Consider the following 12,222-nt stretch of genomic DNA (forward strand, 5'->3'; position numbering starts at 1 on the left):
TAGGATTCATTTGAGAAAAATCGTTGTAGGATCTAGAAGAAGCAAGCTTGCTTTAACGCAGACAAATCAGTTTATCGATAGATTGAAGGCGGCAGGAGCCCCTTTTGAATTTGAAATAAAGGAAATCGTGACTAAAGGCGACCGCATTGTGGACGTCATGCTATCGAAAGTCGGAGGCAAAGGCTTATTCGTCAAAGAAATCGAGCAGGCGCTTTTTAATAAAGAAATCGATTTTGCTGTGCACAGCATGAAAGACATGCCATCTGTTCTTCCGGAAGGATTCGTCATCGGCTGTGTGCCGGAACGTGAAGACCCGCGCGACGCTTTTATTGCCAATGGCCACGTGAAATTCATGGATCTGCCAGTCGGCGCGAAAGTGGGCACAAGCAGCCTGCGCCGCAGTTCGCAATTATTGTTGATGCGTCCGGACCTTGATATCCAGTGGATCCGCGGCAATATCGACACACGCCTTGGAAAATTGGAATCCGGTGAATTCGACGCCATCATTTTGGCGGCAGCCGGCTTGAAACGCATGGGCTGGAAAGACGAGATCGTTACCGAATTCCTTAGCATCGAAGAATGCCTGCCGGCGATCGGCCAAGGCGCTCTAGGGATTGAATGCCGCGAAGATGATGCAGAATTATTAGCTGAACTCGCGAAAGTGAACGATGAAGACACGATGCTGGCGGTTAACGCTGAACGTAAATTCCTGAAAGATATGAACGGCAGCTGCCAGGTTCCGATTGCGGGCTATGCAACGGTCGATAAAGGTGAAATCACGTTTACGGGATTGATCTCTTCACCTGAAGCAGATCAGGTCTATAAAGAAACGGCGACAAGCAAAGATCCGGTTGAAGCGGGACGCATCGTTGCTGATAAGATCAGCGGCCAAGGCGGTTATGACCTGATTCAGCGTGTCATTGCTGAGAGCAATGTGTAAAAACGAAAGATCGCTCGAAGGCAAAACGATCGTTTTTACTGGTTCAAACTTTCCGGAAGAAGCTGCAGGTGAAATCGAAGAACTGGGCGGCAAGGCAATTTACCTGCCGCTTATTGAAACATCGGTCCGTCAAACGGACAAACCGGATTTCGATGCATACGGGTGGCTCATTTTTACGAGCCGCACAAGTGCGGAAGCTTTCTGCCAGCTGCATGCAGACAATGTGCCGAAAATAGCGGCTGTCGGTGAAAAGACTGCGGAAGTTCTCGAGAACAACGGCTATCGGGTGGATTTCATACCGACCGTCTACAGTGCCGACCGTTTTGTCGAGGAGTTTCCAGCTGTTGCTAATGGCGTAAAATGTCTTTTCATCAAAGGTGCGCTTGCGAAGAACACCATCTCGTCCATGCCGTTGCCTGTCGACGAATGGATCATCTACGACACGAACCTGAAATTGGATAACGCAGAAGAACTATCCCAAATGAAACACCAAACCATCATCTTTGCCAGCCCCTCAGCTGTTTCGGCTTACCGGAAAGCGGGAGGGGGATGGAATGATATAGAGGTTGCGGCAATTGGCCATGTAACCGAAAAGGCGATCAAGGATGCAGGCGGGCATATCGATTTTATTCCCGCGACCTATACGTATGTGGACGTCGTCAATGAAATAGCGAAAGGAAGATGTAACGAATGAAAGACTTGAAATTCAATCGTCACCGGAGATTGCGCGGATCTGCGAATATCCGTGCCATGGTGCGTGAAACTGGACTTTATAAAGAAGATTTCATCTACCCGATTTTCGTCGTCGAAGGCGAAAACGTTAAACAGGAGATTTCATCCATGCCTGGCGTTTTCCATTTTTCGATGGACCGCCTTGGCGAGGAATTGGACGAAGTCGTCGATTTGGGGATTCCTTCAGTGATCCTGTTCGGTGTGCCGAACGACAAAGATGCTGTAGGTTCTGAAGCTTATCATGACCATGCCATCACACAGGAAGCCATCCGTTTCGCGAAAGAGCGCCATCCGGACTTGGTTGTCATCGCTGATACTTGCCTTTGCCAGTATACAGACCACGGCCATTGCGGCGTTATCGAAGACGGGGTCATTTTAAATGACGAGTCGCTCGACCTATTGGCGCGTACAGCTGTGTCACAGGCAAAAGCGGGAGCGGACATCATCGCGCCATCGAATATGATGGACGGTTTTGTCGCAGCAATCCGCTACGGACTGGATCAGGCTGGGTTCCAGCATATCCCGATCATGAGCTACGCAGTGAAATACGCGTCGGCTTATTACGGCCCATTCCGCGAAGCTGCCCACTCAACACCACAATTTGGCGACCGCAAAACTTATCAGATGGATCCGGCCAACCGCCTGGAAGCACTTCGTGAAGCGGCTTCCGACGTGGAAGAAGGAGCCGATTACCTGATGGTCAAACCGGCCTTATCGTATTTGGATGTTGTCCGTGAAGTACGTGATAACTTCGACTTGCCGATCGTCGCCTATAACGTTTCGGGCGAATACGCCATGGTCAAAGCGGCGGCTTTGAACGGCTGGGTCGACGAAGAGAAAATCGTCCTTGAAACATTGCTCAGCATGAAACGTGCTGGCGCGGATATTATCATGTCGTATCACGCAAAAGACGCGGTACGCTGGCTGGAGGGGAAATAAATGGGATACGAAAAATCGCAAGCGGCATTTGAAGAAGCGAAAGGATTGATGCCAGGCGGCGTCAACTCACCTGTCCGCGCATTCAAATCCGTCAATATGGATCCGATTTTCATGGCTTCCGGCAGCGGCGCCACAATTACGGATATCGACGGCAACACATACATTGACTATGTGCTTTCATGGGGACCTCTTATCTTAGGGCATGCCCAACCGGACGTAGTCGCAGCGATTAAGGAAACAGCGGAACTCGGCACTTCATTCGGAGCACCGACTGTCCTTGAAAATGAAATGGCGAAACTTGTTATGGACCGTGTGCCATCCATCGAAATGGTGCGCATGGTGTCTTCCGGTACGGAAGCGACGATGAGTGCATTACGTGTGGCGCGCGGCTTTACAGGACGCAATAAAATCCTGAAATTTGAAGGATGCTATCACGGCCACGGCGACAGCCTGTTAATCAAAGCCGGTTCAGGTGTTGCGACACTGGGCCTTCCGGATTCACCGGGAGTGCCTGCGTCAATCGCGCAGAACACGATCACTGTTCCTTATAACGATCTTGAAAGTGTGCGCCACGCATTCAAAGAATTCGGCGACGATCTGGCAGCAGTAATCGTTGAGCCGGTTGCCGGCAATATGGGCGTTGTACCGCCAAGCGAAGGATTCCTGCAGGAACTCCGCAACTTGACGACTGAAAACGGCACAGTCCTCATCTTTGATGAAGTCATGACCGGCTTCCGCGTCGGTTACAATTGTGCGCAGGGTTATTACGGTGTGACGCCTGACATGACTTGCCTCGGGAAAGTCATCGGCGGCGGACTTCCGGTCGGTGCATTCGGCGGACGCCGTGAAATCATGGAACAGGTCGCACCGAGCGGTTCGATTTACCAGGCAGGTACGCTTTCAGGCAACCCGCTCGCAATGCGCGCTGGTTACGAAACCCTGTCGCGTCTCTCTGAAGATAGCTATAATATGTTCATCGAACGCGGCGACCAGCTTGAAGCCGGTTTCCGTGAAGCCGCAGAAAAATACAATATTCCGCACACAGTAAACCGTGCGGGCTCGATGATCGGTTTCTTCTTCACGAACGAAGAAGTGGTCGATTTCGACTCAGCGAAAACGTCCGATCTGGACCTGTTCGCGGATTATTATAAATTGATGGCGGAAGAAGGCATCTTCCTGCCGCCGTCCCAGTTCGAAGGCATGTTCCTGTCGACTGCTCATACCGAAGAGCATATCGCCAAGACAGTGGAAGCATTCCACACCGTCTTCGCAAAACTGGCACGCTAATAAATAAAGAGAGACAGCCGGAGTAAGTTATCCGGCTGTTTTTTTCGTAAGTTTTAGGGGAATTAGCTTATACTGCAAACAAAGAGAGTTATATCGCAAACAACGGGGGCTATTTTGCAAACAACAAGCTATATACCGCAAACAAAGCCAGTTATACTGCAAACAAATAGAGTTTTACCGCAATCAACGGCCTAGCCTCCTGTCCAATGCCCTTTGCACTTTCGCTTTTCGCCTGCGAAAAGCTTGTAATCGGGTTTTTCCATGTAAGGAAAGGGCCGATTACAGGACTTCGTCCGAAAATGCGGAGAGGAGGGAGCAGCCGGTGGATCTGGCTGCTCTTTCTTAGTGAATAGGGGGAATAAAAAATAGCGAGTGATCTTAGAATCATTTGAATGATCATAGAATCGAATAAGTGATCATAGAATCCCCTGAGTGATCATAGAACCCCGAAAAGTGCTCATAGAACTCCTAAAACCGCTCATAGAAGTTTTCACGGCCCGCAATTTATCTGTTAGGATAGAAAGACAGGTTATTTTGCGAAAGAAGGTAGAGTAAGTTTTGAAATTATTGCGTACAGCGCTGGTCGCGTTTGCGGCCGGCTTTATATTCCAGCAGGTCGGCATGTTCTTGCCGTGGCTTCTTGGGCCGATGCTGGCACTTTTACTGCTCCGGCAGTTTACGGAAATGGAGTTTTACTGGCCGCGAATATTGCGGACAATCGGCCTTATCCTCCTCGGCGTCATGATCGGCGCGTCATTTACGCGTGAGTCGGTGCTGCTGATGTGGGTGGATTTGCCGTACATGCTGTTTATGACGGTGTCCGTCATCATCGCGGCATTATTATTCGGGCTGTTATTCAGCAAGATGGCCAACGAATCGCTGCAGACGAGTCTGCTCGGTTCAATGCCGGGCGGCTTGTCACAGATGGTGCTGATTTCGGAAGAAGTCAAAAATGCCAATGTCACCGTCGTATCGGTGATGCAGACGTTCCGTATTTTCCTCGTCGTAACGATTGTGCCATTGCTGACAACATTTCTTGTCGGCAGGGAGGCGACATCAGCCGCCGCCCAGGCAAACGACTTTTCATTTTCACCGATGGCATTTCTGGCTGCCATAATACTCGGTATTTTAATTTATCTATCCATGAAAAAGTTTTCATTTCCTGCGAAGGAATTACTGGCGCCCGTTCTCGTCATGGCAATCGTCCAGTCCTTCACCGGCAGCACGCTCATCGAGATGCCGCCGCTTCTCACAATCTTGGCCCAACTCCTCGTCGGCGCACATCTCGGCCTCCAGATGGAGAAGCTGCGCGAAAATATGAGCGTGCGGCTGGCGTTGGCGATTGTGGTCAATAACGTGCTCTTAATCGCGTTTACCGTTTTTATTGCCTATATCTTAGCGGCACTACTTCCGGAGTACCTGTTCCTCGATTTCTTCTTGAGCGCGGCACCCGGCGGCATGGCCGAGATGGGGATTACGGCGCTCGCTGCCGGTGCGGATGTGGCACTCATCACGAGTTTCCATCTGTTCCGCCTGTTCTTTATTTTATTGCTTGCGGCGCCTGCAGTGGCATATGTGCTGAAAAAACTTGACGCTAAAACAGGAAATTGAGTACAATGGATTTAATCAGATACTGATGCGTTGAAGAGGATAGTAGAATGTGCGTGCATTTCAGAGAGGAAACCGAGTGGTGAGAGGTTTTCATGGACCAGCATTTGAATGTCACCTCCGAGCAGATTCCGTGAACACGAGTAGCGGAACCCGGATGCGAATCCGTTATCGAACTTGAGAGCCAGGCTTTTTTCAGCCTGTGTATAAAGGTGGTACCGCGAAAACTCCTTCGTCCTTTAAGTAGAGACGACAGGAGTTTTTTTGTACCCTTTTTTAAGCTCAAGAAGATGCTTCAACCCATCAAAACCAAGCGCTATGCGAATAAAACCCGCGGCGACTAGACGAGGAGGAATCTCTATGACAGAACAGATGTCGACCAAGTACGATCCGCAATCGATTGAAAAAGGGCGTTATGATTGGTGGATCGACAACAAGTATTTCGAAGCTAAACCCGAAAGCGGCAAGACGCCGTATACCATCGTGATTCCGCCGCCGAACGTAACAGGCAAGCTGCACCTGGGCCACGCCTGGGATACGACGCTGCAGGATATTCTGACGCGTATGAAGCGTATGCAGGGATACGACGCGCTATGGCTGCCGGGCATGGACCACGCCGGCATCGCGACACAGGCGAAGGTTGAAGGCAAGCTGAAGGAAGAAGGCAAGTCTCGCTATGACCTTGGACGCGCAGCTTTCCTTGAAGAATCATGGAAATGGAAAGAGGAATACGCAGGGCATATCCGCCAGCAATGGTCGAAACTGGGCCTTGGACTCGATTACTCACGTGAGCGCTTTACACTGGATGATGGCTTGTCGAAAGCGGTTCGTGAAGTATTTGTTAAGCTTTACGAGAAAAAATTGATCTACCGCGGCAAATACATCATCAACTGGGATCCGGCGACAAAAACCGCGATTTCGGATATTGAAGTTATCTATAAAGATGTGCAAGGCGCGTTCTATCATATGCGTTACCCGTTGACAGACGGCAGCGGCCACATCGAAATCGCAACGACGCGTCCGGAGACGATGCTCGGCGATACAGCGGTTGCGGTTCACCCGAAAGATGAGCGCTATAAGCATTTGATCGGCAAAACTGTGACGCTTCCGATTATCGGACGTGAAATGGAAATTGTAGCGGATGATTATGTCGATATGGAATTCGGAAGCGGCGCTGTGAAGATTACGCCAGCTCATGACCCGAATGACTTTGAAATCGGCAATCGCCATAACCTCGAACGCGTATTGATCATGCACGAAGACGGGACGATGAATGAAAATGCCGGCAAATACGAAGGCATGGACCGTTTCGAATGCCGCAAGCAGATTGTCAAAGACCTGCAGGAGATGGATGTTTTATTCAAGATTGAAGAGCATTTGCATTCCGTAGGCCATTCAGAACGCAGCGGGGCAGTGGTTGAGCCTTACTTGTCGACACAATGGTTCGTTGACATGAAGCCGCTGGCGCAAAAATCGGTGGATCTGCAGAAAGACGAAAATGGCGTCAATTTCGTGCCGGAACGTTTTGAGAAAACGTATCTGCACTGGATGGAAAACATCCGCGACTGGTGTATTTCAAGGCAATTATGGTGGGGCCATCAGATTCCTGCCTGGTATCATAACGAAACGAACGAAATCTACGTAGGGCACGAAGCGCCGGAAGATGCTGAAAACTGGACGCAGGATGAAGACGTTCTGGACACATGGTTTTCTTCAGCGCTATGGCCGTTCTCGACGCTTGGCTGGCCGGAAGACAGCGATGAACTGAAGAAATACTATCCGTCAGATGTTTTGGTTACCGGATACGACATCATCAATTTCTGGGTATCGCGCATGATTTTCCAGGCGCTTGAATTTACGGAAGAAAAACCGTTTGACGATGTGCTGATCCACGGCCTCGTTCGCGATGCGGAAGGCCGCAAGATGTCGAAATCACTCGGCAACGGCGTTGATCCGATGGATGTCATCGAACAGTACGGCGCCGATTCGCTCCGTTACTTCCTGGCAACAGCTTCATCGCCAGGCCAGGATCTTCGCTTCTCGATGGAGAAGGTGGAGAGCGTTTGGAACTTTGCCAATAAAATCTGGAATGCTTCCCGTTTTGCCCTGATGAACATGGAAGGCATGACGTACGAAGAAATCGATCTAAGCGGCAAGAAATCTGTAGCTGATTCGTGGATCCTGACGCGTCTCAATGAAACAATCGAACAAGTCACATCGCTTGCTGAACGTTATGAGTTCGGTGAAGTGGGCCGTCTCCTTTACAACTTCATCTGGGATGATTTCTGTGACTGGTATATCGAAATGGCGAAATTGCCATTATACGGTGAAGACGAAGACGCGAAACGCATGACGCGTTCGGTTCTTGCGTATGTACTCGATAACACGATGCGTTTATTGCATCCATTAATGCCGTTCATCACAGAAGAAATCTGGCAGAACCTGCCGACCCAAGGTGAATCGATCACGATTGCCGAGTGGCCGAAAGTGGACGAGTCATTGTCCGATCAAAGCCAGTCGTCGAGCATGAAGTTATTGGTTGATGTAATTAAATCGGTACGCACAATCCGCGCTGAAGTGCAGTCGCCGATGAGCAAGAAAGTGCCATTGACGATTTCGGCGAAAGACGCGGAAACTCACGCGGTGCTGGAAGCGAACTCGGCTTACATCGAACGTTTCTGCAACCCGGAAACGTTGACGATCGGGCGGAATATCGAAGCTCCTGAAAAATCCATGTCGGCTGTAGTGTCCGGCGCGGAATTGTTCATGCCGCTGGAAGGCCTCATCGATATCGATGCAGAGCTTGCACGTTTGAATAAAGAGCTGGAGAAATGGGCGAAGGAAGTTAAGCTTGTCCAAGGCAAATTGTCGAACGAGCGCTTCGTTTCGAAAGCACCGGAAGCGGTTGTGGCCGAGGAACGCGCGAAAGAAGCGGATTACCTGGAGAAACACGCGACGGTTGAAAAGCGTATTGAGGAATTGAAGAATCTTTAAGACTTTTGGAAACAGATATTTCGCTAAACAGCTTCGCTTTCCTGGCTGCTTGCGCCGAGCTAACTCGGGCTCGTTTCACTCTCCCGAGTGGATCTCGTCACTTCGCCTAGTCGCCTGGGAGTCTTCGCTGTTTAGCTCCATATCTTTGGGGATTTCTCAGTAATCGAAGAGGTAATAATAAAAAAAACCCTGATTAACTTCTATAATTACAGAAGATGATCAGGGTTTTTAAATAGTATTTAAATCTATGAAACAACTTGAGAAAGAAGTCATGTCAGATAGGTTTTGAGCTGGAAAAATTAAACAGAATATATTGCATTATCATAGGTTATCAAATTGGAAAGTATTACAGCCAAATTGGAAAGTATTTAGGCTGAACTGGAAAGTATTCGGGTTCAATTGGAAAGTATTCTAGGTGTTTTGGAAAGTAAGTCCAAATATTGGAAATTAAGTTTAAGGTGATAGCTCTAACCTATCTAATATGACTGTTCTTTTTTATAAATCTTAAACTTAAAAAACGTAATTGACAGTAAAGGATGCTTAATGGACAGTAACTGTGCTCTAACGGACAGTATTCAGCTGATAATGGACAGTAAACATACTCTAATGGACAGTACATCCAATTAACTGGAAATCACACTCGTATTTCACAATCCCAAACGACCAAATGAAACACAATACAAGGAAAAACCCGATCGGATCGGATGGTTTCCGCGCAGCGGGAACCATCCCAGAAACATTCGCCGCGGCGAATGTTTTTCAAACCAAGCCCTTCACGCTCCAAGAAAGAAGGTTGATGTCAGTCATACTTTTTCTCTATATGCCGAACCAATAGTTCAGCGATATTATCTTCGTGCGTCTGGTAGAAGGAGCGGGCACCGACGGGATCTTCGATTTCATTGAAGAGGTGGCGGCCGTCTTCCAGCAGAAGAAAGTCGATGCCAATATAGTCAGCTTTCACGGCGCGGGCTATTTTCAATACATGCAGTTCCTGAATGGAATCTAATTCATACCGCTCAACTTCGGCGCCGAGCGAAAAGTTTTTCTTGAATGAAGATTCCGAGCTGCGTTTTACAGCACCAACTACTTCATCACCAATGACATAAGCGCGTATGTCGGCTGTATGCGGGACCACCGGCTGATAGATAACATCAGAAGAAAAAGCTGGCAAAGAATCAGCCGATTCCACCATCTCAACTTCCTGGCCGCCGTGGCCGTCGACGCTCTTAATGACACACGGAAATTCCTGCGGTTCGCGGTAAGTGGTGATCGCCGGAATCCCTAATACTTGAAACAGCTGATAAGACAGCCACTTATTATTGGCGATCCGGTTCACTTCGGCGCGGTTCACAAGACGCACGGCACGGTCTTCCAAATAACGGGCTGCTTCAGGGCGACGGCAGCGAAACAGAACAGTCTGGCTCTTCAATTTCTCAAGCAGGCCATCCAGTCCAGCTTCGCTCCAATCGTCCCAGCAAACCAATTCGAAATCGGCAAATCGCTGCAATTCCAGGATAAATGCTTCATTGCGCTTGGCGTCCGCGGTTTCGTACAATAGGATCATCGAACGTCCTCCAGTATATAAGCGATCATGGCGTCCGCGACATTGATGCCTGTGACATTTAAGATATTGCGGATATGGGCGGCGGCGTTCACTTCGCAGACCAGCGGCTGTTCGTCGATATCGAACAGGAGATCGACTCCGGCGAATATTGCACCGGTCGCACGGGCTGCCGCAATGGCGATGACTTTCTGTTGTTCCGTCAATTCAATCGGGGACGCTTCGCCGCCGTTTGTGATGTTGGCGCGGAAATCGGTTTTCGACTCCCGGTACATGGCTGCGACGATTTCACCGCCGACGATGTTGACGCGGATATCACGTCCCCGGCTGGATTCGACGAATTCCTGAAATACGAAATCGATGCCGCGGAGCGATTCCACTTTTTCATAGAACTGTTCTTCTGTTTCAATCAGATAAACTTTCATGCCGAATGAACCATGTCCTTCTTTGATGATCATCGGAAGACCGAATCGTTCGAGCACTTTCTCGAAATAACCCGATTCCCGGATAGAGAAGGCGGGATAGACTTTCGGCGCAATGATGGTAGCCGGCATAGGGAGGCCGGCAGCCGCAAGCGCTATGTATTGCTTGGCTTTATTGTCGCAGAGGTCGATGATTGCCGGATCGTTGTAGACGGGGATGCCGCGGCTTTTCAGGAAATAGCCAAGCAGGATGTCTTTGTCGAGCATGACCGCGAAATCAGGCAATGCCATTTCCGACAACAGATCCATCACAACATCATTATTTTTCATGATGCGCGTTTTCACACCGGCTCTCTCGGCAGCTTCCGCCACCAATTCCGCCTGGTCGATAAATTTTTCGGAGATTAAACTTCCATTATAAATGATCCAACATACGGCCATTTCCATACCACCTTCATGCTATACTTATAAAAAAATTGTATCACGTTTAAAGGAAGAAAAGAGGTTTTCGATGATTACGGGACTTGATCATTATAAAGAAAAATGGAATATTGCCTCCGACACATCCATCAAACCTGGTTTGGACGCAATAAAACAAGCACTGCAGGAACTGGGCAATCCACATGAAAATCATCAGTTCATACATATCGCCGGCACGAACGGCAAAGGTTCTACAGCGGCGTTCATCGCCGCTATACTTATGCAGCATGGCAAGTCAGTGGGCAATTTCTTTTCGCCTGCCATTGAAGACGTGCATGACCAGATTCAGATAGACCGGGAGCCGGCAACGGAAGCGGATTTCGAAGCGGCATTTGAGCAGTTGTCGAAGGTTCAGACACCATTGACCGATTTCGAATTGCTGACAGCCGCTGCTTTTCTCATATTTTATAGAAGAAAGCCGGATTTCATCATCATCGAAGCCGGTATGGGCGGACGTTTTGACAGCACGAATGTCATCGATCCGCTGATTTCCGTCATACCGAGCATATCACTTGAACATACGAATTTCCTGGGCAGCACAATTGCTGAAATTACCTGGCATAAAGCGGGAATCATCAAAAAAGGGAAACCGTTAGCCATCGGGAAGCTGCCGGAAGAAGCGGAAAAGGTAATCTGTACCACTGCTGAAAAGATGAGTTCGGAAATATTGAAGTCTAAAGACCTATTTGAAGGTGAATTAAAAATGAAAGGCCAGCATCAGAAAGCAAACGCTGATTTAGCATTGCTCGTTGCTGAAAACATATTAGAAAACCAATTTAAAGAACATTTGGGAATATTAGGTTTATCCGAAGCGACACTGGCTTTCCGATTCGAAGAAGTATATCCGGATGTGATTTTCGACGGCGCACATAATGAAGCCAGTGTGGATGCTTTGGTTGAAACAGTCCGAAAAATCTATCCGGACCGCGAAATACATATAGTTATGGGTTTGTTAAAGGATAAAGACCACGGAGCGATACTGCGGAAACTGGAAACCATAAGCGACCATTTCACCTTCCTGAAATTTGAAAATGAACGGGCTTTACCGGCACAGATTTTATTTTCAAAAAGTAGTAGTAAAATAAAGACAATTCTAAATGATTGTGATATATTACCTGTATCTAGTAAAAATGAAGTGACAATAGTCACGGGTTCACTTTACCTTTTAGCGATCCTGAGAAAACGAAATTATTCGATGTTTGAACATTACAGACCCGATTAATCAAAATTTCTTTGGCAATAGAGAGAACCTAGTAGGG

The 12,222-nt window shown here is 48.5% G+C and carries 9 protein-coding genes and 1 other annotated feature; of the genes, 7 read left to right on the forward strand and 2 right to left on the reverse strand.

What is annotated here, in order from left to right:
- Positions 1–10 precede the first annotated feature (10 nt).
- The 6 genes from hemC to D2910_RS00950 all read left to right on the forward strand — a co-directional run bounded on the left by hemC (position 11) and on the right by D2910_RS00950 (position 8,500).
- Positions 11–940 carry a hydroxymethylbilane synthase gene (hemC, locus tag D2910_RS00925; protein WP_117312106.1) on the forward strand — a complete coding sequence of 310 codons (930 nt, stop codon included), beginning with the start codon at positions 11–13 and terminating at the stop codon, positions 938–940.
- Positions 933–1,634 (forward strand): uroporphyrinogen-III synthase, encoded by a 702-nt coding sequence (locus D2910_RS00930; protein ID WP_117312107.1) that lies wholly within the window; start codon positions 933–935, stop codon positions 1,632–1,634. The genes hemC and D2910_RS00930 overlap by 8 nt, the downstream gene beginning before the upstream one ends.
- Positions 1,631–2,611, forward strand: a complete 981-nt coding sequence (gene hemB / locus D2910_RS00935; protein WP_117312108.1) for a porphobilinogen synthase — start codon at positions 1,631–1,633, stop codon at positions 2,609–2,611. The genes D2910_RS00930 and hemB overlap by 4 nt, the downstream gene beginning before the upstream one ends.
- Entirely contained in the window at positions 2,612–3,898 is a 1,287-nt protein-coding gene (hemL, locus tag D2910_RS00940) for a glutamate-1-semialdehyde 2,1-aminomutase (protein WP_117312109.1), read from the forward strand.
- 558 nt (positions 3,899–4,456) lie between these two features.
- Positions 4,457–5,509: an AbrB family transcriptional regulator gene (locus tag D2910_RS00945; protein ID WP_117312110.1), complete on the forward strand. Its 1,053-nt coding sequence runs from the start codon at positions 4,457–4,459 to the stop codon at positions 5,507–5,509.
- Positions 5,510–5,530: 21 nt separating this feature from the next.
- Positions 5,531–5,749, forward strand: a binding site (T-box leader).
- 117 nt (positions 5,750–5,866) lie between these two features.
- Positions 5,867–8,500, forward strand: a complete 2,634-nt coding sequence (locus tag D2910_RS00950; RefSeq protein WP_117312111.1) for a valine--tRNA ligase — start codon at positions 5,867–5,869, stop codon at positions 8,498–8,500.
- A 799-nt stretch (positions 8,501–9,299) separates the two neighbouring features.
- Here the strand turns inward: D2910_RS00950 and D2910_RS00955 are convergent.
- Both D2910_RS00955 and D2910_RS00960 read right to left on the reverse strand, forming a co-directional pair.
- On the reverse strand, positions 9,300–10,064 hold the full coding sequence (locus D2910_RS00955; protein WP_117312112.1) for an ATP-grasp domain-containing protein: 765 nt from the start codon (positions 10,062–10,064) through the stop codon (positions 9,300–9,302).
- Entirely contained in the window at positions 10,061–10,924 is an 864-nt protein-coding gene (locus D2910_RS00960) for an ATP-grasp domain-containing protein (RefSeq protein WP_117312113.1), read from the reverse strand. Before D2910_RS00960 ends, D2910_RS00955 begins: the two co-directional genes overlap by 4 nt.
- Positions 10,925–10,994: 70 nt before the next feature.
- Between D2910_RS00960 and D2910_RS00965 the strand changes: the two genes are divergently transcribed.
- Positions 10,995–12,185: a bifunctional folylpolyglutamate synthase/dihydrofolate synthase gene (locus D2910_RS00965; RefSeq protein ID WP_117312114.1), complete on the forward strand. Its 1,191-nt coding sequence runs from the start codon at positions 10,995–10,997 to the stop codon at positions 12,183–12,185.
- Positions 12,186–12,222: the final 37 nt, after the last annotated feature.

The sequence above is a fragment of the Planomicrobium okeanokoites genome, from assembly GCF_003428875.1.
Taxonomy (GTDB): Bacteria; Bacillota; Bacilli; order Bacillales_A; family Planococcaceae; genus Planococcus; species Planococcus okeanokoites.